Raw genomic sequence first — 22,857 nt, 5'->3', positions numbered from 1 at the left:
AGTGAAAAAAACTATCAATCAAAAAATATACTAGTGAAATAAACTAGTATGCGTTAGGGATAAGCAATGCGTGTAATTGTCTTGGGTAGTGGTGTAATCGGGGTTGCAAGTGCGTATTACCTCGCACAACAGGGAGCAACCGTTACTGTTTTGGACCGTCAGTCAGGTCCTGCTGAAGAAACCAGTTTTGCCAATGCAGGTCAGGTTTCACCAGGTTATTCGACGCCATGGGCAGCGCCCGGTATTCCTTTTAAAGCGGTGAAATGGATGTTCCAGCATCATGCACCGCTCGCCATTAATATGGATGGCAGCATGTGGCAATTACAGTGGATGGCACAGATGCTCAAGAACTGTAATCCACACAGTTATGCGATTAATAAAGAGCGCATGACCCGGGTGGCAGAGTATAGCCGTGACTGCCTCAGAGAACTGCGTAAAGAGACCGGCATTCATTATGAAAACCGTTCTAAAGGCACTTTGCAAGTTTTTCGTAATGAAGCGCAACTAGATATGGTTCAACGTGACATTCAGGTGTTAAAAGAATGTGGTGTGGAGCATGAACTTTTGCTCAAAGATGATCTGGCCAAAGTAGAACCCGCTTTGGAATTTGCTAAAGATAAACTGGTCGGTGGCCTGCATCTGCCAAATGATGAAACTGGTGACTGCTACCTCTTTACCAATGCGCTTGCAAACTTGGCCAAAGAGCTGGGTGTAGAGTTTAAGTTTAACCAAAATGTTGAAAAACTGGTGGTTGAAGGCGATGACATCAAGGGTGTGGTAGTCGATGGTCAAGTGCTAACAGCAGACCGTTATGTCCTGGCTTTTGGCAGTTATTCACGTGACTTCCTCAAACCATTGCATCTGAACCTGCCGGTTTATCCGGTGAAAGGCTATTCACTCACCATTCCAATTATCGACCCTGCATTTGCCCCGCAGTCTACGGTGCTGGATGAGACTTACAAGATTGCGATTACCCGTTTTGATCAGCGTATCCGTGTCGGTGGCATGGCTGAACTGAGTGGTTTTAACCATGGCTTGAATCAGGATCGTCGTGCGACTCTGGAAATGGTCACCAAAGATTTATTCCCAGGTGGAAACCTTGCAGAAGCGACATTCTGGACCGGTTTACGTCCAATGACACCGGACTCTACCCCGATTATTGGAGCAACACGTTTTAAAAACCTGTTCCTCAATACCGGTCACGGCACGCTGGGATGGACCATGGCCTGCGGTTCAGGCAAGTTGATCAGTGACCTGGTCATGAATCATCAACCGGACATCAGTACCGAAGGTCTATCGATTCAACGTTACCCTTCAGCAGCCTAATCTGTTTTAGGTCATATTGATTCAAGGAAGAACAACATGCCACGTCCTATTACTGCAGTGATTCATAGCCAGTCACTGCAGCACAATTTAAATGTTGCCCGTACCAAAATGCTGAATAGCCAAGTCTATGCGGTGGTCAAAGCCAATGCCTATGGTCATGGTATTGAGCGTGTCTATCAAGCTTTCAAATCTGCCGATGGTTTTGCACTGCTCGATTTGGCAGAGGCGAAACGCATTCGTGCTCTGGGCTGGAAAGGTCCTGTCTTATTGCTTGAAGGCATCTTTTCCGAGCAAGACCTATTTGACTGTGATGAGCTGAATTTGAGTTTCACCATTCATAGCCAATATCAGATTGAATGGTTAGCCCGATTCCCCAGACCAGCCCGGTTTGATGTTTATTTAAAAATGAACAGTGGCATGAACCGTCTGGGTTTTGCGGCTGTTCATTACCGCGACATCTGGCAACAATTATCTCAAATGAATAATGTTCAAAGCATCACTCACATGATGCATTTCTCCGATGCTGACGGTGAGCGTTTAGGACGTGACGGCATTGAGCATCAATGCCAGTTGTTTGAGGCAATCAACCATGATTTACCGGGTGCGCGTTCAGTCAGCAACAGTGCAGCCATCTTACGCCATCAGCAATTGCAGTCGGATGTGATTCGTAGTGGCATCATGCTTTACGGCAGTTCTCCAGATTATCCAAGCCATTCTATTCAAGACTGGAATTTGCAGCCTGCGATGAGTCTGCGTAGTGAGATCATTGCCGTTCAACAGCTTAAAGCGGGGGATAGCGTAGGTTATGGCTCCCGATTTGTTGCTGAAAAGGAAATGCGTGTTGGCATCGTAGCCTGTGGCTATGCCGATGGTTATCAACGTATTACCGCAACAGGTACGCCCATTTTAGTCGATGGTCAACGCAGCCATTTAATCGGACGTGTCAGCATGGATATGTTGGCGGTCGATTTATCTCATCTCCCAAGTGCCCAAGTCGGTAGTGAAGTGGTGCTGTGGGGTACATCGAAACACGGCACTGTGCTCAGTATTGATGAAGTGGCGGAAGGTTCAGGCACCATTGGCTATGAGCTGATGTGTGCTGTCACTGCACGCGTCAATTTTATTCAAGATTAAATTTTAAAAAATCAGATCATTCATTCAATTTATTGATACAAGGAAATGTAGATGTCTCATAGCGATATAGAAAAGTTCAATAGTAATGCTGTCATGAGCGCCGTGACGGTGTTTAATCAGGTGGTTTATCTTTCCGGGCAAGTACCTAAAAACACCAGTAATGGTGTCGCCGGTCAGACCCATGAAATTTTAGCCACTATTGATGAATTGCTGGCTTTGGCCGGAACCGATAAATCCCGACTGCTGTCTGCACAGCTTTATATTAAAAATCTCGCTGACTTTTCAATCGTCAATGCCATTTGGATTGACTGGATGAAAGGTTGTACTCCACCTTCACGTGCCACCATTCAGGCGGATCTAGTCAATCCGGACTGGTTGATTGAAATTGCGGTAACGGCGGCACAGCCTTAATGTCAAAAATCTCCCCCGTATGGCAGCAAAGCGGTTGAGACCGATGTGCTGCCTGGCGTGTAAATGTCGCTGGTTGGGATGACCGGCAATGTAAAGCACATGGTTTACACGCAATCGTATGTTAAAAGGATGTTCAGTTATGACCACTACACCACGAGCAGACGATGCCAAGGCATCATCGCATGAACTACAACGAAAACTGTCCAACCGTCACCTGCAACTCATTGCCATTGGTGGCGCGATTGGGACAGGCCTGTTTATGGGCTCAGGCAAAACTATCTCCCTGGCTGGCCCTTCAATTTTATTGATCTATACGATCATTGGTACCATGTTCTTTTTCCTGATGCGTGCATTGGGCGAAATTTTACTTTCCAACCTGCATTACAAATCCTTTATCGATATGGCGCATGACCTGATTGGTCCGGGTGCAGGCTACTATATCGGCTGGTCATACTGGCTGGGCTGGGTGCTGGTTGGCATCGCAGACTTGGCTGCTATTATCAACTATCTCAGCTTTTGGCTGCCTGAAGGGATGGCCTTTACCCCATCCGGACAGGCCATGATTAGTGTGGCCTGCGTGTTACTGGTGCTCGGTATTAATATGCTCGCCGTACGTCTGTTTGGTGAAATTGAATTCTGGTTTGCCCTCATCAAGATTTTGGCCATTTTGGGACTGATTGGTATTGGCGGATTTATGGTGTTTAACCATTTTCATTCGCCGGGCGGTTCGCTTGCCAGCTTTAGTAATGTCTGGTCGCATGGCGGCATGTTCCCTCAAGGTGGCAGCGGATTCCTGGCCGGTTTCCAGATTGCCTTATTTGCTTTTGTTGGTGTGGAACTGATTGGGACCATGGCGGCAGAAACCCAAGACCCTGAAAAGAACTTGCCAAAAGCGGTGAATGCCATTCCGACCCGGATTATTTTGTTCTATGTGTTGTCGTTATTCATTGTGATGTCAGTGACCCCGTGGAACCAGATTCCTGCGGATCAGAGTCCCTTTGTGTCGCTGTTTATGCATGCCGGCATTGGTGCAGCAGCGATTATCATGAACCTGGTGGTGCTATCGTCGGTCATGTCCTCCATGAACAGTGGTGTATTTTCAACATCACGTATGCTGTTTGGTTTGGCGCGGGAAGGGCAGGCTCCGCAAAATCTGGCGCAATTGTCTAAGCGTGCTGTGCCTGCCAAAGGTTTATTGTTCTCTTGTGCCTTTATTATGGCGGGTGCAGCATTACAATACTTTGTACCGAATACGGTTGAAGCCTTTACTTTAGCAAGTTCGCTGTGCGTGATTTTGTTTATCAGTATCTGGAGCATCATCATGGTGTGCTACATCCGTTACCGTAAATTGCGTCCAGAACTGCATGCCCAGTCAACCTTTAAAATGCCGGGTGGAATCTGGATGTCCTATGTGGTACTGGTATTTTTATTCTTTACTTTGATTATTTTAAGTCTGGAAGCCGATACTTTGCGTGCCCTGATGATCAGTCCGATTTGGCTGATTATTTTAGCCGTGACCTATCAGCTCCTGTATAAACCGCGGATGCGTAAACGTCATCAGGACATGCTGATGAAACATCATCAGGAAATGTTGAACTAAGTTTCTCTCAGATGTAAAAAAGCCCTCGATTTAGTAATGCTGATCAGTTAAGGAGTTTAGAAATAAACTCCTTAATTTTTTAGTAATTCATGGCGGAGTCTTACCGTTTTAAATCAAATCCTTGCAGCTCATTGGTTACTTTGGTTTCGCCCAAAGTAACCAAAGGCATTTGTCATCCGCAAAACTCGTCAGCCACTATCAACTAGAAAATTTGTCGCAGAAACAATCATTTTTTAATGTAGTCCGGCCTCAAACAGTTGCGGATGACTTTTCCACATATCAACTACAGTCATGAATTTAAAAAAGAAAATGCCAGTCAATTTCTTAACTGACTGGCATTACCTAGATTGAGGGCTTTTTTGATGCTTAGAAGATGGGTTTCACCACCACTAAAATTACCACGGCAAATAAAATCAGCGTTGGCATTTCATTAAAGAAGCGCCAGAACTTGTGTGATTTGTAATGCGCATTGCCAATCAGTTTTTTACGGTAATAACCACAAACAAAGTGGTAAATTACCAATAATCCGACCAATCCGACCTTCAGGTAAAACCACAGTGCATCGTGATAATGACGCGTTGCATCACCCCAATCCACCAGAAAGTGTGCGGTGATGAGTGTTGCAACCATTGAGGGCCACATGATGCCACGGTATAGCTTACGTTCCATGACTTCAAAACGCTGATGACTCACTGCATCATCACTCATGGCATGGTAAACGTATAGACGTGGCAGGTAGAACAATGCAGCGAACCAGCAAACCACAGCAATAATATGTAATGCTTTTACCCACAAGAAAGCATCAGAAGGAGCATCCATCCATTCACCCTTTTAAAGGGCAGTGTGGCAGAAGTTGATCATCCACTGCTGAATGATCAACACTTCTTAGCTTAGCCTTCCCATTTTTTGAAAACGAGACAAGCATTTACACCGCCAAAACCGAAACTGTTACTCATCACAGTATTCAATTTTGCGTCACGTTTTTCAAGTACGATATCAAACGGTTTTGCACCTTCATCCAGTTCAGTCACGTTGATGTTTGGCGCAATAAAGTCATTTTGCATCATCAAGACCGAATAAATGGCTTCATGCACGCCCGCAGCACCCAGGCTGTGACCGGTCATAGACTTGGTTGAGCTGATAGGCGGTACTTGACCTTCACCGAATGCACGTTCCATAGCTTTCAGTTCAGTCACGTCACCAGCTGGAGTTGAAGTACCATGGGTATTCACATAGTCAATCTTGTCAACACCATGCTGTTTCGCTTCTTCAAGGGCCATCAGGATACAGCGTGTTGCGCCTTCACCGCTTGGAGCAACCATGTCTGCACCATCGCTGTTTGCAGCATAGCCAACTACTTCAGCCAGGATATTTGCACCACGCGCTTGCGCATGTTCCAGTGATTCAAGCACCACAAAACCACCACCACCGGCAATCACGAAACCGTCACGGTCAGCCGAATATGGGCGAGACGCTGTTTCAGGCGTGTCATTGTATTTAGAGCAAAGTGCACCCATCGCATCAAACAGCAAGCTTTGAGACCAGTGATCTTCTTCACCACCACCAGCAAGCATTAAATCCTGTTTGCCGAGTTGAATCAGGTTGTAGGCATAACCGATGGCATCTGCAGAAGTAGCACATGCGCTGGTAATGGTATGTGCCACACCTTGTAATTTGAATGCCACACCTACGTTTGCGGTAATGGTGTTGGTCATGTTACGAGGAACAAAGAAAGGACCTACTTTACGCGCACCCTTGGTTTGCAGTAATTCGTTCATTTCAATGACAGATGCAGTTGAACCACCACCTGAACCACCGGTAATCCCATAACGTGGGTTGCCCGCCAAATCTTCAACGCTTAAACCTGCATGTTCTACCGCAGCAACTGCCGAGTTGTAGGCATACATGGCACACACGCCCATAAAGCGTTTCAATTTACGGTCAATATGGTCAAAATCTTGTTCAGCGGCTGCACTGACATGGCTCTTAAAGTTTAATTCTGCATAAGTCGGGTTAAAACGTGTTCCAGAAATCCCGTTTTGTAAAGAATGAGTGACATCTTCTAAAGAATTACCAATGCATGAGTTGATACCCATACCAGTGATTACAACACGCTTCATTTAAAGATCCCTTATATGGTGATATTTTTGAGTAAAGGCAGCTGATTCAGGCAGAAAAGTAAAAACCTCAATCCAGCGCATTACTCATGTCTTTCGGTCGCATTCATGATAGCAGAAAGGGTTTTGAATTCTTATGGCAAATATTATGCCTATTTCGACAGTATGTATCTGTAATGTTTAGGCGGCATAATTAACTAAAAGATACACATTCGTGTTGAGATAAACTTAGACTACACCTAGTATTTATCAATAATTGTAAGAATAGAAGATGAGGGTAAAAGAATGGCAGATACCAATAATAAACATTCAGGTGGATTCCTCTCCAATGCTTTGGGAGTGGCTAAAAAGATCAGTGCAACAGGAATGAGTGCACTGAATCACGCGGCTGCCGAGCGTGCTGGCAAGGCTTCCGGGGCCTTGGCCAATGGTCATGTCATTGAGGGAAGTGCCCGTTCTCAAAGCGTATTTGAACCCAGAAAATATGATAATCCTCAACAAATGATGCGTGAGTATTTACCCAATATCTCCAGACAATTGCTGGGTCGCCAGTACAGCAAAGTGAATCGTGTGGCCAGTTTTGTTGTGCCGGACTTTTCAGACAAGGTTTCGGACTATTTTTTTGACCATTTAAATCAGTTTACTTCAAATCTCAGTTCTGTAGATACTGTACTGGATCAGGCTGGAGCAAAAGATTTACAGGAACTGACTCAGGATGTCGACCGTTCCAAACGGCTGAGTCAGGCGTTGGCAGAACAAAACAAATGGCTGGCTTCTATACAGGGGGCTGTTACCGGTGCCACAGGCGTAGTTGGTTCAGCGATTGACGTGCCTTTATCACTGCTCATGTCCTTGCGCATGATTTATCAGGTGGGACGTGCCTATGGCTTTGAATTGAACAAAAACACCGAACAGGATATTGTCCAGTTTGTGTTTAAACAAATCGACTTGGGCCAGATTGCTGAAAAGCAGAGTGTGTTGATGGCACTCAAAATCGTTTCCAATATGCTGCAAACCAATGACACTGCACAATTGCAAAACATGCTGGGTTCCAGCAATGACAGTGAGCCACTGAAAAAATGGCTGGTCAATGAAAATGGCGACATGAAATGGAACTGGTTAAATCATCTCCCAAACCTTTCATTGATCAGTAAATTAACGCCTGTTGCCGGAGCAGGTATAGGTGCAGCCTATAGCTGGAAACTGGTGGAAGATGTCAACCAGAAAGCCCAGCAAATATTTTCCCATGCCAGAAGCTATTTGCAGCAGCATCAGGGAGTGGAGTTGTCTCCTATTGCGGCTTATGAAAAATCCCTGGAGCTGTTGGCGCAGGCAGCGCCAAGATTGTTAAATCCCTTTACTAAAGACGAGCCAAATTCCGGCGAGCTTAAACTTGATCAGGACATTCCGGTGCAAGGGCATAGCACGATTGCCAAAGTAACTATTAAGAAGAAATCAGATGATGCCATCGCGGATGATGAGCGTAAAAGTGAGCGCGTGGAACAAGGATTAGAGTATTTGGCTGAACACATGGTTGAACCGCATGCTCAGGTTGAACCGCAAAAACCGGCTATCACGGTAGATGAACCGGAAATAGATGAATATACGCAGGCAGATGTTGAAGGAGCTGATGCAGGCACGCAACTTGCTGCTTCCCAATCTGAACAAAATGAAGCCCCTAAGCCCGCCAAGAAAAAAGTTACAAAATAGAGTGCATAAAAGTCTGGAATTACGTCTTTAAAAAAGCGTCTACTGACCAATATACAGGTAAGTGGTCAATATTTGACATGGTCTCGAATATTGACCATTTTTCTATCTTCGCTTACAATTGTGTGCCCTCAAAAAGTGGTATTTTTTTGAGGCTTTTTATTAACGGGAGAATTGCCAAATGGCAACAACAAATCAGTTGATCCGTAAGGGTCGTACGACTTTGATTGAAAAATCAAAAGTTCCTGCGTTGAAGGCTTGTCCACAACGTCGTGGTGTTTGTACACGTGTTTACACAACTACACCTAAAAAACCTAACTCAGCAATGCGTAAAGTTTGCCGTGTTCGCTTAACTTCTGGTTTTGAAGTATCAAGCTATATCGGTGGTGAAGGCCATAACCTACAAGAGCACAGTGTTGTGCTTATCCGTGGTGGTCGTGTTAAAGACTTACCAGGTGTACGTTACCATACCGTTCGTGGTTCTTTAGACTGCGCTGGTGTTAAAGATCGTAACCAGTCTCGTTCTAAATACGGTACTAAACGTCCTAAGAAATAATCTGTTTAGATTAGCTTTTTAAGAACGTAGAACCGCAATCCTTTATCGTCTCGCTTGTCTGATTTCTGCATTTAATTTTGTGAAATTCAAGCGACGTGTAGTAAGGCCAGCGAATGTACATGACACTTTGTACTCATGCTGGATAAACCTGAAGTGTCATATTTATAGGTGTATTAAAATGCCAAGACGTCGCGTAGTCGCTGCCCGTGAAATCCTTCCGGATCCTAAGTTCGGCAGCCAAACAATCGCTAAATTCATGAACCACGTAATGCAAGATGGTAAAAAATCTATTGCTGAAAGTATCGTTTACGGTGCTTTAGATCGCGTTCAAGAAAAATCTAAAGTAGACCCAGTTGAATTTTTCGAGACTACTCTTGAAAAAGTTCGCCCTATGGTCGAAGTAAAAGCACGCCGTGTTGGTGGTGCTACTTATCAAGTGCCTATGGAAGTACGCCCATCCCGTCGTACTGCCCTAGCTATGCGCTGGTTAGTAGACGCTGCTGCTAAGCGTTCTGAAAAAACAATGGCTTTACGTCTTGCTGGCGAGTTGCTTGATGCAGCTGAAGGTAAGGGTTCAGCGATTAAAAAACGTGAAGATGTGCACCGTATGGCTGAAGCCAACAAAGCCTTCTCTCACTACCGTTTCTAAGCGGATAAAACAGCCCCTATTCAGGAGGGTGGCAATTTTGGTTTTCACCATGTTGTCATCGAATCGCTTTAAGCTGCTTGGCAGCTTAAAGCGTCCTGTTTTAAACAACAAAATTTAGGAATGCAAGAAATCATGGCTCGTCAAACCCCAATTTCTCGTTACCGTAACATTGGTATCTCAGCTCACATCGATGCTGGTAAAACCACGACTACAGAACGTATTTTGTTCTACACAGGTGTATCTCACAAAATTGGTGAAGTACATGATGGTGCAGCAACAATGGACTGGATGGAACAAGAGCAAGAACGTGGTATTACCATCACTTCTGCTGCTACGACTACATTCTGGTCAGGTATGAGTAAACAGTTCCCAGAACACCGTATCAACGTAATTGATACTCCGGGACACGTTGACTTCACAATCGAAGTTGAGCGTTCTATGCGTGTTCTTGATGGTGCATGTATGGTTTACTGTGCTGTAGGTGGTGTACAACCTCAGTCTGAAACTGTATGGCGTCAAGCGAACAAATACCAAGTTCCTCGTTTAGCATTCGTGAACAAGATGGACCGTACAGGTGCAAACTTCTTCCGTGTTGTTGAACAAATGAAGACACGTTTAGGTGCATCTCCTGTACCTGTAGTTATCCCTGTTGGCGCTGAAGAAAACTTCCAAGGCGTGATCGACTTGATCGAAATGAAAGCGATCATCTGGGATGAAGCTTCACAAGGTATGAAGTTCGAATACGGTGATATCCCGGCTGAACTTCAAGCTTCTGCTGAAGAATGGCGTACCAATATGGTTGAAGCTGCTGCTGAAGCTTCTGAAGAGCTAATGGACAAATACCTAGAAGAAGGCGATCTTTCTAAAGAAGATATCGTTGCTGGTCTACGTGTTCAGACTTTGGCTTGTCAAATTCAACCAATGCTTTGTGGTACAGCGTTCAAAAACAAAGGTGTTCAACGTATGTTGGACGCAGTAATTGAATTCTTGCCATCACCGACTGAAGTTAAAGCAATCGAAGGTGTACTTGACGATAAAGCTGAAACTAAAGCAATTCGTGAAGCATCTGACGAAGCTCCGTTCTCTGCGCTTGCGTTCAAAATCATGAACGACAAATTCGTAGGTAACTTGACATTCGTACGTGTTTATTCTGGTGTTCTTAAACAAGGTGACTCTGTTTATAACCCGGTTAAATCTAAACGTGAACGTATCGGCCGTATCGTGCAAATGCACGCGAACGATCGTCAAGACGTTGAAGAAATCCGTGCGGGTGATATCGCTGCGTGTGTAGGTCTTAAAGACGTTACAACTGGTGATACACTTTGTGATGAGAAAAATGTCATCACACTTGAACGTATGGAATTCCCAGAGCCAGTAATTGCATTGGCTGTTGAACCAAAAACTAAAGCTGACCAAGAAAAAATGTCAATTGCTTTAGGTCGTTTGGCTAAGGAAGATCCATCATTCCGCGTTCGTACTGACGAAGAATCAGGTCAAACCATTATTGCTGGTATGGGTGAACTTCACCTTGACATCATTGTTGACCGTATGAAGCGTGAATTCGGTGTTGAAGCAAACATTGGTAAACCAATGGTTTCTTACCGTGAAACGATCAAAAAGACAGTTGAACAAGAAGGTAAATTCGTTCGTCAAACTGGTGGTAAAGGTAAATTTGGTCACGTATACGTACGTTTAGAACCAATGGATGCTGATGCTGGTAAAGACTACGAGTTCGCTGAAGAAGTTGTTGGTGGTGTAGTTCCTAAAGAATTCTTCGGTGCTGTGGATAAAGGTATCCAAGAACGTATGAAGAATGGTGTATTGGCTGGTTACCCTGTTGTGGGTATTAAAGCGACACTATTTGATGGTTCTTACCACGATGTCGATTCTGACGAATTATCGTTCAAAATGGCTGGTTCTTACGCATTCCGTGACGGTTTCATGAAAGCAGATCCTATCTTGCTTGAGCCTATCATGAAAGTTGAAGTAGAAACTCCAGAAGACTACATGGGCGATATCATGGGTGACTTAAACCGTCGTCGTGGTATGGTTCAAGGTATGGACGATTTACCTGGTGGTACTAAAGCAATCCGTGCTGAAGTTCCATTGGCTGAGATGTTTGGTTACGCGACTCAAATGCGTTCTATGTCTCAAGGTCGTGCGACATACTCTATGGAATTCGCTAAATATGCTGAAACTCCACGTAACGTGGCTGAAGGCATCATCAGCAAGTTCCAATCTGGTGGTAAAAAAGGTGACGACGAGTAATCTTTCGATTACTATAAGCCCAAACTAATTCATAGTTAAAAACCAAAATCACTTATGGAGTTAACCCTCCATAAGTATTTTAATAAGGAAGATCTCATGGCTAAGGCTAAGTTCGAACGTAACAAACCACACGTAAACGTGGGCACAATTGGTCACGTCGACCATGGTAAAACTACTTTAACTGCTGCGATTGCAACTATTTGTGCAAAAACTTACGGCGGTGAAGCGAAAGATTACGCAGCAATTGACTCTGCACCAGAAGAAAAAGCACGTGGTATTACCATTAATACTTCACACGTAGAATACGATTCTCCGGTTCGTCACTACGCTCACGTAGACTGCCCAGGACACGCCGATTATGTTAAAAACATGATCACTGGTGCTGCTCAGATGGACGGTGCGATCCTTGTGTGTGCTGCAACTGACGGTCCTATGCCACAAACTCGTGAACACATCCTTTTGTCTCGCCAAGTAGGTGTACCTTACATCCTTGTGTTCCTGAACAAATGTGACCTTGTAGACGACGAAGAGTTGCTTGAACTGGTTGAAATGGAAGTTCGTGAACTTCTTTCTACTTATGACTTCCCTGGTGATGACACTCCTGTTATCCGTGGTTCAGCTTTGGCTGCACTTAACGGTGACGCTGGTCAATACGGCGAATCTTCAGTTCTTGCTCTTGTTGAAGCGCTTGACACTTATATCCCAGAACCAGAACGTGCAATCGACAAAGCATTCTTGATGCCAATCGAAGACGTATTCTCTATTTCTGGTCGTGGTACAGTAGTAACTGGCCGTGTTGAATCAGGTATCGTGAAAGTAGGCGAAGAAGTTGAAATCGTAGGTATCAAAGATACAGTTAAGACAACTGTAACTGGCGTAGAAATGTTCCGTAAATTGCTTGACGAAGGTCGTGCAGGCGAGAACTGTGGTGTTCTTCTACGTGGTACTAAACGTGAAGACGTTCAACGTGGTCAAGTACTTGCTAAACCAGGTACAATCAAGCCGCACACTAAATTCGATGCAGAAGTATACGTACTTTCTAAAGAAGAAGGTGGTCGTCACACTCCATTCCTTAACGGTTACCGTCCACAGTTCTACTTCCGTACAACTGACGTAACTGGCGCGATTTCTTTGAAAGAAGGCGTTGAAATGGTTATGCCTGGTGACAACGTAGAAATGTCAGTAGAATTGATCCACCCAATCGCAATGGACCCAGGTCTACGTTTTGCGATCCGTGAAGGTGGTCGTACAGTTGGTGCTGGTGTTGTTGCTAAAGTAACTGCATAAGTATTGATTGTGTAAAAAAAGCGTCCCAAAGGGACGCTTTTTTTATGGTTTTTATCTTCTATACTTAAAATGTAATTTTAAGTCGGGTGATTTTCTGTGGCACCAAAGAAGTGATAATTTATTGTTCTATTCCTTACATCGGAATAAAGCAGGGCTTTATTTCCTTACATCGGAATAAAGCAGGGCTTTATTTCCTTGCGTCGAAAAAAATAATTTGACTTATTGTACTTTTCTCTTGCGTCAAAATAAAGCAGTGCTTTATTTTTCCTCATGTCCTAAACTGATATTTTCCTGACCCTATCTGCACTTATAGCAAGTTTTTAAACACGTAATATAACAATCAAGAAAAACAAAAGTGAATCTAGTTATATCGTTGCTAGATAGGAGTAAAGCATCATGAATGCAAAGGTCAATATGAGCAATCGTGCCGGTGCGAGTTTTCCTGTACGCCGCATGAACTTTGATTTTGAACACGTACCGGAATACTGGATGAATGGTTCAGCCGGGTTGACACACTTTATGACAGCGCTATCAGCGTTATTTCCTGCAGGCGAAAATTTTTTTATCGACAGTGTTCGTGCCGTACGTCATCATCCTGCCTTAAAAGATAATCTAGAGTTACAAAAGGAAATCTCTGCTTTTATTGGCCAGGAAGCTATGCATACCCAGGAACATGTGGCTTTTAATGCATCAGCACAAAGATATGGGCATGATGTGGAGACCTTAGATCGCTATACTGATAAAGTGATTCAGACCACACGTAAATTGATGGCGAAAATAGCTAAACCTGTGGGTATTACTCAGGAAATGGTGGATTTGACTGCAACCACGGCACTTGAGCATTTTACTGCGACCATAGCATCGCAGCTTTTAAGCAATGCCCATATCCAGGAACTCATGACCGATGAAACCATGAAAACCATGTGGATGTGGCATGCAATTGAAGAAAATGAACATAAAGCAGTGGCATATGATGTATTCGAAGAAGTCTTTGGTAAGGGATTGAAGTCATATGCTCTGCGCACTTCTTCATTGGTGATTGCAATGGCCACTTTATTTATCGTACAAAGTTATTTCCTTGCACGTCTTTTAAAACAGGATCAACAGTTTAACCTTGATTCACTGCAGGAGATTTATAGCTATGCCTATAGTCCATCTAAAGGCGTGATTACCGGTATGGGCAAGGAAATGTTGTTGTATTTCAAGCCAGGTTTCCATCCGAATGATGTCGATACCCATAGTTTACTGGAAAAATGGAAGGCTAAATTAGCCTTTTAAGCTGAAAAATGAGAGAGCGATAATGATCGCTCTTTTTTTTACTCGATTTTTATCACAAAGTTTTTATAATGCGAGGGTTAATTCTAGATAAGATGAACGAAGATGATTCGTTTGATGCAAGCTGCGGATGTATCGACTGTAGCAAAGATTGAAAGATTGGTCCAAAGCCATCCCTGGAGCGTTAAACAGTTTGAAGAAGCTGTCAGTAGTTATCAGAGCACAGTGATTGAACAAAATGGTCAGGTGGTTGGATTTTGTATTTTACAACCCGTATTGGATGAAGCGAATTTGCTGTTGATGGCGATTGATCCATCTCAGCAGGGCAAAGGTCTAGGTTTTAAGCTACTGGATGCATCGCTTGCTATGCTGAAAAATAATCCCGTACAAATTTTTCTGGAAGTACGGGAGTCTAACACCCCTGCAATCAAGTTGTATGAAAAAGCAGATTTTCATCAAATCGATTTACGTAAAAATTATTATCCAAATCCGGATGGATCAAAAGAGCATGCCATCATTATGGTGAAAGCATGCACAGATGATTTTGCAAGTTTGTTTAAATAGGAATGGTGACATTACTTGATGATGGGGTTGTTCCAGCCTGAAGGTAATGTCGTCATCAGGGAGTTGCCCAATTGCTGAATTTCTTCAGGGTTCAGCAAGCGGTTTAAGCGTCGCCATTGCCCATCAATCAACAGTTCCAAAGGTACATATTGCGATTTATAGTTCATTTTATCGGAATGCGGAACCCAATAACCGAGATAGACATAAGGCAAACTTAAAGCTCTGACATGTTCAATCTGTTTGAGTACGGCAAAAACCCCTAGTGAACGGCGACTTTCATCAGGATCAAAGAAGGTATAGACCGCAGAAATTCCATCATCTAGCGGATCGCAGCTAGAAACAGCCAGCAGTTTGTCATCTTTCCAGAATTCGATAAAGAAACTGTCCGTACAGCTATGTACTAAAAATTTTTCGAATTGGTCCAGACTTGGTGGGAACATATCACCATCGGCATGACGTTCATTGATGTAGCGTTCATAGAGCTGATAATGAATGTTGGAAGCATCGGCTGTGCGGGTAATTTTGACCGTCAGATCCTGATTACGTTTCCATGCCTTCTTTTGCGTATTGTTCATTTCAAATTCGGAGACAGGTACGCGGCAAGATAAACATTGACGGCAGAGATGGCATTCAGGACGATAGACAAAATCGCCACTACGACGAAATCCCAGACGTGAAAGTTCAGACAGGCTGACCACGTCAATACGATGGGCAGGATCTAAAAAGACCATCCGTGCCGATTTTTGTTCCAGATAACTACAGTTATGCGGTGGCGTAATGTAATACTGTAAATCGTTAAGTAGGGACTTTGGGTGATATGAATTCATGGCAATCCCTCTTTTATTTTCATTCCATTAAACGCGCTTTTTGCGCTATTGTTTTACTTGAAAATACACCCTCTTGATATTTTTTCCAATCGATAGCGGACTGTTTTACAACATCTTGTAACGAATTAAGATATGCTTGGCGAGAAAGTGTACAGGCTCCCAGGCTGAGTAGATGATCATTGACCAATTGACAGTCAATCCAGGGCAAATTATTTTCCTGTCCAATCAGCATTAAAGTATAAAAAGCCATTTTTGAGACATCGGTTTGCGTGCTAAACATCGACTCACCAAAACAGCCGTGTCCAATGGTCACGCCATACAATCCACCAACGACTTTGCCTTCATCCCATACCTCAATACTGTAGCCATAGCCGGCTTCAAATAGCTGACAATATCCCTCAATAATATCTTCCGAAATCCAGGTGTCATCGGCATAGCTGCGCGGCAGGGCACAAGAGCGGATAACCCGTTCAAAAGCCTGATTGACCGTGATTTGATAATCAAACTTTTTCATGTTTCGAATTAATGACTTACTTGGATGATAATCCTGCGGACGGATAATGCAACGTGGTTCCGGACTCCACCAGCAGATCGGTTCACCTTCAGAAAACCAGGGGAATAAGCCATGGGTGTAGGCTTCAAAAAGTGTAGAAGGGGAGAGGTCAGCACCGATGCAGATTAGTCCCTGGCCATCGGGATCAGCCTCGATGGGGTCGGGAAAAATGAATTCTGAGGGAGCTAATGGATGCATGGGATTCAGCCTGAACGAGAAGAGTAACTGGCAATAAACATTTATGATTTTTATCATACAAAAAAAAACCGTCCAAAGAGGACGGTTTTTTTGAGTTGAATTGATTTATTTAAATCAGTCAGCCAAAGCATCTAGATATTTCTCGGCATCTAACGCAGCCATACAGCCTGAACCTGCTGAAGTAATGGCCTGGCGGTAAACGCTATCAGCAATGTCGCCAGCAGCGAAGACACCCGCAACAGAAGTCGCAGTTGCATTACCCGCCGTACCACTTTGGACCTGGATATAACCGTCACGCAAGTTCAGCTGACCTTCGAACATTGCACTGTTTGGTTTGTGACCGATGGCAACAAACATCCCGGTCACTTCAACGTCTTGTGTTGAGTCGTCTTGGGTTGATTTTAAACGAACAGAAGTTACGCCAGATTTTGCATCGCCCAGAACTTCTTCGACCTGATGATTCCAGATAATACTGATTTTGCCTTCTTTTTCTTTAGCAAAAATATGATCTTGAAGGATTTTTTCAGAGCGCAAGAAATCACGGCGATGAACCAGAGTCACATGCGAAGCAATATTAGAAAGATAAAGTGCTTCTTCTACAGCAGTGTTACCACCACCGACCACCATCACTTTCTGGTTTTTATAGAAGAAACCATCACAGGTTGCACATGCACTTACCCCTTGACCCATAAATGCAGCTTCAGACTCAAGACCTAAATACTGCGCTGTCGCACCGGTTGCAATGATTAACGCATCACAGGTGAATTCTTCCATATCACCTTTAAGCACAAATGGGCGAACGCTTAAATCAACTTCATTGATATGGTCATAGACAATGTCGGTGCCAAAACGTTCCGCATGTGCCTGCATGCGTTCCATTAGCGCAGGACCGGTCAGGCCTTCAGGATCGCCCGGCCAGTTATCTACTTCAGTGGTTGTGGTGAGTTGTCCACCCAGTTGCAAGCCTGCAATCAGGGTTGGCTTCAAGTTTGCACGTGCTGCATAGACCGCTGCGCTATAGCCAGCAGGACCCGAACCTAAAATAATCAGTCTTGAGTGACGTGCGCTCATCAGCTGCATCCTTTTTTATTTAGAAATTTGTGGAATTATACGTGAAACTGTATAACAGTGGTGTGCGATTAAAGTCGATATTATTGATCATGCAAATCGATTTGAGCTATATAGAACAACAGTGCTGTGCTAGATACTCAATCTGGTATATTTCTAAGCAGCAGCCACTACATAATATTGCATCTTTTTTTGTGGAACAGGTGCATAATACGCGTTTATTGTGAAACTATTTTGTCTTAGTTTCTTACAAAAAACATGAATGAAAAATTGGTTACAGGACAGTATATGACTGCGGTGTCGAGTGTTTATGCACAGCGCTTAATAAAGACATTATTTTTAGTTTCATTTGGAATTTATTTATTCCTTGCAACAGTGACCTATACGCCTTTTGATCCCGGCTGGATGCACATTTCCAGTGATACCCAGCATGTATCGAATGCCAGCGGAGTTGCCGGGGCGTGGATTGCAGATTTACTGTTCGGTTTTTTAGGCTGGGCAAGTTTGCTCATTCCAATTTTTCTCTTCGTTGAGGCAGTTCAGGTCTGGTGGCCGTATAGCTTTTTGAATAAACCTTTTCGCTATGCTGCACAGTTCTTTATTTTACTGGCGACAGCAAGTCTGTTGTATCTGTATTGGCAAGTGCCTGCAGATACGCTGGATAATTCGTCGGGCGGTATCATTGGCTATGAGTTGGGGCAAAGTCTTACCCAGATTTTAACTATTTATGGTGCAACCACTTTTCTGCTGCTGTTTTGGCTGGTTTTATTCACCTTTGCATTTGGGGTGAAGTGGAACAAAACCTGGGTTACGCTTAAGGCGACACCTGCTTATTTACAAGACTTATTTTATAAAAATGTGCCTGAAGCTGAATCTGCATTTGACCGGACAAATCCTGAAGTCAAAAAATCATTGGTAAATAATAAACAAAAAACAGCCACAGAAAAAGTAGCAGTAGTAGCCGAACATAAGGAAGTAGAGTTGTCACCAGTCGTTCGTGATCCGGCTGCAGAGCGCCTGTTCGATGACATGGTTGAAAAAGAGCAGTCTGCGCAGCAACAACTGGTGGATGAGGAAGATGAGGCGGAATTTGAACAAATTTTAGAAAAAGCCCATCGTCTGGAACAGAATACACAACGTGTCGTGGCGACAGGTGAAGTGTGGCGTGCATTACATGCAGATGAAAATCAAAATCATAACCAAGATATTGATGCCTTGTTAAAAGCGGCTGAAGAATCTGGACCCCATACACCACATGACCATTTTCAGGCATTTGTTGATGAGCAACCTGCAGCAACGACTCCGCAGACCTCGAAGCAAAATCTGGATTGGGATGATGACGAAATTTTTGATGAATTGCTTGCAGCTGTGCCGGGTGGAAAAACGGCAACAGATGTACATACGCCATTTAATCCTGTGAACTCAGAACCAGCAGCAATTATCCCTGAAGAAAAAATTCTGACAGCATCTGCAAGTATGACGGTATCGCCATCGCTGAATCATAGTGCGCCTAAAAATAGCGTATTGGATGACGAGTTTGATGAGCTGGATGATTTGCTGGTAGATGATTTACCAATAGATAATTTACCGGTGGATCACTTGGAGCCAGCAGCGCCTGTGGCACGTACTACGAGTAGTTATGCTCAATCCTCAGCCTTTGTGCGTGCAGAAATCAATACTCAATTGCAGCCGCAATCCACCATTTCTGAAGATGAAAAGGCCTTGATTGCTGCCAATAAAGATGCCTTCCGTGAAGTTTGGCAGGAAACGGCTGGAAAACCTGTCGACGAGCTTGAATTGGATGAAGATGATTTTGATCTGGATGCCCCTTTAACCGATGCCATGGGTCGTCCGATGTCCCGTGCCATGCAGGTGGCGCAAAAACGTCGTGATTTGCCGCCGTTGCCCGGTCTGGAGCTGCTGGATGAGGTTGACCCTAACAAGAAGGTGAATTTCACTGCCGAGCAATTGGCACGATTATCCGAGTTACTTGAAATTAAACTGCAAGAGTTTAATGTGAAAGCCAAAGTGATAGAAGCACAGCCTGGCCCTGTGGTGACACGTTTTGAGCTGGATTTGGCACCGGGGGTAAAAGCCTCTAAAGTGACCAATATTTCACGTGACTTGGCGCGTTCGATGTCGATGGCATCGGTACGTGTAGTCGAGGTCATTCCGGGTAAACCTTATATCGGGATTGAAGTACCGAACAGTAGCCGTGAAATGGTTCGCTTGATTGAGCTGGTACAGATTCCAAAATTCAATGATCCGGATGGCATTCTTTCCATGGCCATGGGTAAAGATATTTCGGGTAATCCCGTGATTACCGAACTGGGTAAGGCACCGCATATGCTGGTTGCCGGTACAACAGGTTCTGGTAAATCGGTTGCGGTGAACTCGATGATTCTATCGATGTTGCTGAAGTACACCCCTGATCAGCTACGTCTGATCCTGATTGACCCAAAACAGCTGGAACTGGCCAACTATAACGATATTCCTCATTTGCTCACGCCAGTCGTGACCGACATGAAAGATGCGGTCAGCGCCTTGAACTGGTGTGTCAATGAAATGGAACGTCGCTATAAGCTGATGTCTTTCCTGAAAATCCGTAAGCTGAGCGACTATAACCGTAAGCTTGAAGAAGCGATTGCAAATGGTGAAGAACTGTTTGACCCGACTTGGAAAGCCAGCGAATCGGTTGTTGGCGAACGTGCACCGCGTCTGACTCCATTGCCATCGATTGTCATTGTGGCGGATGAATTCGCCGATATGATCATGCAGGTGGGTAAAAAAGCCGAAGAAATGATTACCCGTTTGGCGCAGAAATCTCGTGCTGCCGGTATTCACCTGTTACTTGCGACACAGCGTCCATCAGTGGATGTGATCACCGGTTTGATTAAAGCCAATATTCCAACCCGTGTAGCATTGCGTGTGAACTCGAAAATTGACTCGCGTACCATCCTGGATGCCGGTGGTGCAGAAGACTTGTTAGGTCATGGTGATATGTTGTTCCTTGGCCCAGGCAAGATTGAACCGGAACGTGTGCACGGTGCCTTTATTGCCGATGATGAGGTGAACCGCATTTGTGATGCATGGCGTGAACGTGGCGCACCAAACTATGTCGATGAAATCTTAACGCCATTTGATGAAGAGCCAAGTAGCCGTGGTTTTGAAGATGGCGGAGAAGGTGGTTCCGACCGTGATGCGCTTTATGATCAATGTGTATCTTTTGTGCTGGAAACCCGTAAGGCATCCACGTCTTCGCTACAGCGCAAGTTTAGCCTAGGTTATAACCGTGCTGCACGTATCATTGACCAGATGGAAGAAAATGGCATTGTTAGCGGTATGGGTGCCAACGGTAAACGTGATATTTTAATTTAAGTGTAGATATCAATAAAAGGCCTGCAAATGCAGGCCTTTTTCTTGAGCACAATTGGACGATATAAGGTAAATTAAGTGAATATTCATGAAAAACAAAAGTATCGTTCAGCTCAGGAAAAAACTGAAATACTTCATTAAGGATATAGGTAGAGCATGAATATAGTCATGGCGCTATTTCCATTGATCATTTTGATTGCAATGGGATATCTACTTAAACAGACGCGTTTTGTCACAGATGAATTTTGGGGAAACTCGGAAAAGCTCAATTATTTTATCTTGTTTCCTAGCTTGCTCTTTTTGAATTTATCTCATGTCGAGCTGGAGATGGCTACTGTATCGAGCATGCTGGGAATCTTGATTCTGGTAATTTTGCTGGCAGCTATGGCTCTTTTTCTGGTTAAAAAAATCTATAACATTCCGGTACAGCGTTTCGGCGTGTATATGCAAAGCCAGGTACGTTTTAATACTTATATCGGCCTGTCGCTCATGGCATCTTTATTTGGGCCGAAAGGCATGCAAATGTTTGCCATGCTGATCGCTATCGCGATTCCTTTGGTCAATATCTTGTCGGTACTGGCATTATCGAGCTTAAACTGGCACACCCTGGGAAAAACAATTATTTCGATTAGTAAAAATCCATTAATTCTCGGCTGTATTGTTGGCGTTGGTTTCAATCTGCTGAATCTGCCCTTAATTGATGGGATAGGGCAACTTGTGAAATTACTTGCTGCAATGAGCTTGCCTTTAGGTTTGCTGTCAGTTGGTGCAGCATTGCAATTTGATCAGTTTAAAACCAATATCTATCGTTTATTGATGAATGTGTTTGGGCGTTTGCTCATCATGCCTATTTTGGCATTTGCAGTATGTCAGGCTTTTGATTTAAGTCATTTAGAACGCATGATTTTAGTGGTATTCTTTAGTTTGCCGACAGCTTCAGCTTCTTATATTCTGACCCGGGTATATCAGGGTGATCATCGATTAATGGCGGTTGTAATTAGTTTGCAGACACTCTGTTTTGCGGTGACTTTTCCGGCATTGATGCTATTGCTGCCTTAAAATAAAGGTTTAAAAGAAAATTATTTTGATAAAAAAGCCTGGCTGTTCTATGCAAACAGCCAGGCTTTTTATGTTTTACTTAAGCAAACTTGGCAAGCACTTCCAGAAAGCCTTCGCTTTGACGCGGGTACTGTGCAATCACATCATGAATGCGTTGACCTTCAGGATTGGTGGCATTGACATCACGGCCATCGGCAACGAATTGAGTCAGTAAACGCTCATAATCATTTGGACGCATGTGCTTGAATGCATGATAAAGCACATGAAAATCAGCATTAACGCCTGCAGGAGGTAGCTGGGTTAAGTAGGCAAATACACGCTCATCTGACCATTCTTCATTGAACGTTGCTGGCTGAGATAATGCCATCGCAATCTCCTTGGTATACTGATTAAAATAAAAAAGGCAAAATATGAGGCTAGACAAAGCGGTTTTGCTCGACCCTGCCAACTTGAAGCACAGCTTCTCGTCTTGCGGCTGACTAAAGCAGTACCTAAATCGTTCAGGTAACTTCGAAGCAAAGCTTCTCATCTTGCGCCTGAACAAAGCAGTGCTTTGTTCAGGCTCATATTTTGCCTTGATTCAATTTGCTTGACTAATCAAAAATCAGATTATCGCTCTTCAGGCAAATTGATATTCATTTCTAACATTTCAATATTGGCTTCAGAACGAACCGACATTTGAATGTGTTGTTCATCTACACCACGGACATAGCGGTTGACCACCTGCATGATTTCTTTCTTCATGAGGTCAATCTTTTCCTGACTTAAGCGTTTGCCTAGACCTTGTTCAGAGGCGACAATGACTTTTAAGCGATCTTTAGCAGTCTGTGCACTTGATGGTTTATCCTCACTACTAAAAAGTTTACTCCAGAATCCTGCCATT

General features: G+C 43.9%; 20 protein-coding genes. 13 read left to right on the top strand and 7 right to left on the bottom strand.

What is annotated here, in order from left to right:
• Positions 1–66: 66 nt before the first annotated feature.
• From ABJ384_RS11575 to ABJ384_RS11560, 4 genes are all read left to right on the top strand, one after another.
• The gene (locus ABJ384_RS11575) at positions 67–1,326 is read left to right on the top strand and encodes a D-amino acid dehydrogenase (RefSeq protein ID WP_349927454.1); all 1,260 of its coding nucleotides are present in this window, start codon (positions 67–69) and stop codon (positions 1,324–1,326) included.
• A 36-nt stretch (positions 1,327–1,362) separates the two neighbouring features.
• A complete protein-coding gene (alr, locus tag ABJ384_RS11570; RefSeq protein ID WP_349927452.1) occupies positions 1,363–2,460 on the top strand; it encodes an alanine racemase in 1,098 nt (365 codons plus the stop codon).
• 51 nt (positions 2,461–2,511) lie between these two features.
• The gene (locus ABJ384_RS11565; protein WP_213033059.1) at positions 2,512–2,871 is read left to right on the top strand and encodes a RidA family protein; all 360 of its coding nucleotides are present in this window, start codon (positions 2,512–2,514) and stop codon (positions 2,869–2,871) included.
• A 139-nt stretch (positions 2,872–3,010) separates the two neighbouring features.
• The gene (locus ABJ384_RS11560; protein WP_349927450.1) at positions 3,011–4,471 is read left to right on the top strand and encodes an amino acid permease; all 1,461 of its coding nucleotides are present in this window, start codon (positions 3,011–3,013) and stop codon (positions 4,469–4,471) included.
• 366 nt (positions 4,472–4,837) lie between these two features.
• On the opposite strand, the gene hemJ is transcribed toward ABJ384_RS11560, so the two are convergent.
• Both hemJ and ABJ384_RS11550 read right to left on the bottom strand, forming a co-directional pair.
• The gene (hemJ, locus tag ABJ384_RS11555; protein WP_180043014.1) at positions 4,838–5,290 is read right to left on the bottom strand and encodes a protoporphyrinogen oxidase HemJ; all 453 of its coding nucleotides are present in this window, start codon (positions 5,288–5,290) and stop codon (positions 4,838–4,840) included.
• 71 nt (positions 5,291–5,361) lie between these two features.
• A complete protein-coding gene (locus tag ABJ384_RS11550; RefSeq protein WP_166170798.1) occupies positions 5,362–6,591 on the bottom strand; it encodes a beta-ketoacyl synthase N-terminal-like domain-containing protein in 1,230 nt (409 codons plus the stop codon).
• Positions 6,592–6,873: 282 nt separating this feature from the next.
• Between ABJ384_RS11550 and ABJ384_RS11545 the strand changes: the two genes are divergently transcribed.
• From ABJ384_RS11545 to rimI, 7 genes are all read left to right on the top strand, one after another.
• Complete coding sequence (locus ABJ384_RS11545) at positions 6,874–8,298, top strand: EcsC family protein (protein WP_349927447.1); 1,425 nt, start codon at positions 6,874–6,876, stop codon at positions 8,296–8,298.
• 178 nt (positions 8,299–8,476) lie between these two features.
• Entirely contained in the window at positions 8,477–8,851 is a 375-nt protein-coding gene (gene rpsL, locus ABJ384_RS11540) for a 30S ribosomal protein S12 (RefSeq protein ID WP_004648013.1), read from the top strand.
• Positions 8,852–9,029: 178 nt separating this feature from the next.
• On the top strand, positions 9,030–9,500 hold the full coding sequence (gene rpsG / locus ABJ384_RS11535; protein ID WP_004648014.1) for a 30S ribosomal protein S7: 471 nt from the start codon (positions 9,030–9,032) through the stop codon (positions 9,498–9,500).
• A gap of 132 nt (positions 9,501–9,632) precedes the next feature.
• Positions 9,633–11,768 (top strand): elongation factor G, encoded by a 2,136-nt coding sequence (gene fusA / locus ABJ384_RS11530; RefSeq protein ID WP_086197644.1) that lies wholly within the window; start codon positions 9,633–9,635, stop codon positions 11,766–11,768.
• A 96-nt stretch (positions 11,769–11,864) separates the two neighbouring features.
• Positions 11,865–13,055, top strand: a complete 1,191-nt coding sequence (tuf, locus tag ABJ384_RS11525) for an elongation factor Tu (protein WP_200223815.1) — start codon at positions 11,865–11,867, stop codon at positions 13,053–13,055.
• Positions 13,056–13,451: 396 nt separating this feature from the next.
• Positions 13,452–14,333, top strand: a complete 882-nt coding sequence (locus ABJ384_RS11520; protein WP_349927443.1) for a metal-dependent hydrolase — start codon at positions 13,452–13,454, stop codon at positions 14,331–14,333.
• Between the two features lie 102 nt (positions 14,334–14,435).
• Positions 14,436–14,894: a ribosomal protein S18-alanine N-acetyltransferase gene (rimI, locus tag ABJ384_RS11515; protein WP_349927441.1), complete on the top strand. Its 459-nt coding sequence runs from the start codon at positions 14,436–14,438 to the stop codon at positions 14,892–14,894.
• A gap of 11 nt (positions 14,895–14,905) precedes the next feature.
• On the opposite strand, the gene ABJ384_RS11510 is transcribed toward rimI, so the two are convergent.
• The 3 genes from ABJ384_RS11510 to trxB all read right to left on the bottom strand — a co-directional run bounded on the left by ABJ384_RS11510 (position 14,906) and on the right by trxB (position 17,543).
• Positions 14,906–15,721, bottom strand: coding sequence for an arginyltransferase (locus ABJ384_RS11510; protein ID WP_166171126.1), 816 nt, complete (start codon positions 15,719–15,721; stop codon positions 14,906–14,908).
• Between the two features lie 19 nt (positions 15,722–15,740).
• Positions 15,741–16,472 (bottom strand): leucyl/phenylalanyl-tRNA--protein transferase, encoded by a 732-nt coding sequence (gene aat, locus ABJ384_RS11505; RefSeq protein WP_166171128.1) that lies wholly within the window; start codon positions 16,470–16,472, stop codon positions 15,741–15,743.
• A 114-nt stretch (positions 16,473–16,586) separates the two neighbouring features.
• A complete protein-coding gene (gene trxB, locus ABJ384_RS11500) occupies positions 16,587–17,543 on the bottom strand; it encodes a thioredoxin-disulfide reductase (protein WP_180081831.1) in 957 nt (318 codons plus the stop codon).
• Between the two features lie 285 nt (positions 17,544–17,828).
• Between trxB and ABJ384_RS11495 the strand changes: the two genes are divergently transcribed.
• Together ABJ384_RS11495 and ABJ384_RS11490 are read left to right on the top strand one after the other, a co-directional pair.
• Positions 17,829–20,918 (top strand): DNA translocase FtsK 4TM domain-containing protein, encoded by a 3,090-nt coding sequence (locus tag ABJ384_RS11495; protein WP_349929746.1) that lies wholly within the window; start codon positions 17,829–17,831, stop codon positions 20,916–20,918.
• A gap of 153 nt (positions 20,919–21,071) precedes the next feature.
• Positions 21,072–21,974 carry an AEC family transporter gene (locus tag ABJ384_RS11490; protein ID WP_349927438.1) on the top strand — a complete coding sequence of 301 codons (903 nt, stop codon included), beginning with the start codon at positions 21,072–21,074 and terminating at the stop codon, positions 21,972–21,974.
• Between the two features lie 79 nt (positions 21,975–22,053).
• On the opposite strand, the gene ABJ384_RS11485 is transcribed toward ABJ384_RS11490, so the two are convergent.
• Together ABJ384_RS11485 and minE are read right to left on the bottom strand one after the other, a co-directional pair.
• A complete protein-coding gene (locus ABJ384_RS11485; protein ID WP_086196432.1) occupies positions 22,054–22,341 on the bottom strand; it encodes a PA4642 family protein in 288 nt (95 codons plus the stop codon).
• Between the two features lie 242 nt (positions 22,342–22,583).
• Entirely contained in the window at positions 22,584–22,856 is a 273-nt protein-coding gene (minE, locus tag ABJ384_RS11480) for a cell division topological specificity factor MinE (RefSeq protein ID WP_086196431.1), read from the bottom strand.
• Position 22,857 lies beyond the last annotated feature (1 nt).

The organism is Acinetobacter sp. A1-4-2, assembly GCF_040233925.1.
GTDB lineage: Bacteria > Pseudomonadota > Gammaproteobacteria > Pseudomonadales > Moraxellaceae > Acinetobacter.
The sequence above is the reverse complement of the archived record's forward strand: the minus strand, read 5'-3'. Positions and strand labels throughout refer to the sequence as shown.

What these genes read in the sequence shown, in the direction of transcription:
- ABJ384_RS11575 (WP_349927454.1), top strand. Translation starts at nt 67, where the DNA reads ATGCGTGTAATTGTCTTGGGTAGTGGTGTAATCGGGGTTGCAAGTGCG.
- alr (WP_349927452.1), top strand. Translation starts at nt 1,363, where the DNA reads ATGCCACGTCCTATTACTGCAGTGATTCATAGCCAGTCACTGCAGCAC.
- ABJ384_RS11565 (WP_213033059.1), top strand. Translation starts at nt 2,512, where the DNA reads ATGTCTCATAGCGATATAGAAAAGTTCAATAGTAATGCTGTCATGAGC.
- ABJ384_RS11560 (WP_349927450.1), top strand. Translation starts at nt 3,011, where the DNA reads ATGACCACTACACCACGAGCAGACGATGCCAAGGCATCATCGCATGAA.
- hemJ (WP_180043014.1), bottom strand. Translation starts at nt 5,290, where the DNA reads ATGGATGCTCCTTCTGATGCTTTCTTGTGGGTAAAAGCATTACATATT.
- ABJ384_RS11550 (WP_166170798.1), bottom strand. Translation starts at nt 6,591, where the DNA reads ATGAAGCGTGTTGTAATCACTGGTATGGGTATCAACTCATGCATTGGT.
- ABJ384_RS11545 (WP_349927447.1), top strand. Translation starts at nt 6,874, where the DNA reads ATGGCAGATACCAATAATAAACATTCAGGTGGATTCCTCTCCAATGCT.
- rpsL (WP_004648013.1), top strand. Translation starts at nt 8,477, where the DNA reads ATGGCAACAACAAATCAGTTGATCCGTAAGGGTCGTACGACTTTGATT.
- rpsG (WP_004648014.1), top strand. Translation starts at nt 9,030, where the DNA reads ATGCCAAGACGTCGCGTAGTCGCTGCCCGTGAAATCCTTCCGGATCCT.
- fusA (WP_086197644.1), top strand. Translation starts at nt 9,633, where the DNA reads ATGGCTCGTCAAACCCCAATTTCTCGTTACCGTAACATTGGTATCTCA.
- tuf (WP_200223815.1), top strand. Translation starts at nt 11,865, where the DNA reads ATGGCTAAGGCTAAGTTCGAACGTAACAAACCACACGTAAACGTGGGC.
- ABJ384_RS11520 (WP_349927443.1), top strand. Translation starts at nt 13,452, where the DNA reads ATGAATGCAAAGGTCAATATGAGCAATCGTGCCGGTGCGAGTTTTCCT.
- rimI (WP_349927441.1), top strand. Translation starts at nt 14,436, where the DNA reads ATGATTCGTTTGATGCAAGCTGCGGATGTATCGACTGTAGCAAAGATT.
- ABJ384_RS11510 (WP_166171126.1), bottom strand. Translation starts at nt 15,721, where the DNA reads ATGAATTCATATCACCCAAAGTCCCTACTTAACGATTTACAGTATTAC.
- aat (WP_166171128.1), bottom strand. Translation starts at nt 16,472, where the DNA reads ATGCATCCATTAGCTCCCTCAGAATTCATTTTTCCCGACCCCATCGAG.
- trxB (WP_180081831.1), bottom strand. Translation starts at nt 17,543, where the DNA reads ATGAGCGCACGTCACTCAAGACTGATTATTTTAGGTTCGGGTCCTGCT.
- ABJ384_RS11495 (WP_349929746.1), top strand. Translation starts at nt 17,829, where the DNA reads ATGACTGCGGTGTCGAGTGTTTATGCACAGCGCTTAATAAAGACATTA.
- ABJ384_RS11490 (WP_349927438.1), top strand. Translation starts at nt 21,072, where the DNA reads ATGAATATAGTCATGGCGCTATTTCCATTGATCATTTTGATTGCAATG.
- ABJ384_RS11485 (WP_086196432.1), bottom strand. Translation starts at nt 22,341, where the DNA reads ATGGCATTATCTCAGCCAGCAACGTTCAATGAAGAATGGTCAGATGAG.
- minE (WP_086196431.1), bottom strand. Translation starts at nt 22,856, where the DNA reads ATGGCAGGATTCTGGAGTAAACTTTTTAGTAGTGAGGATAAACCATCA.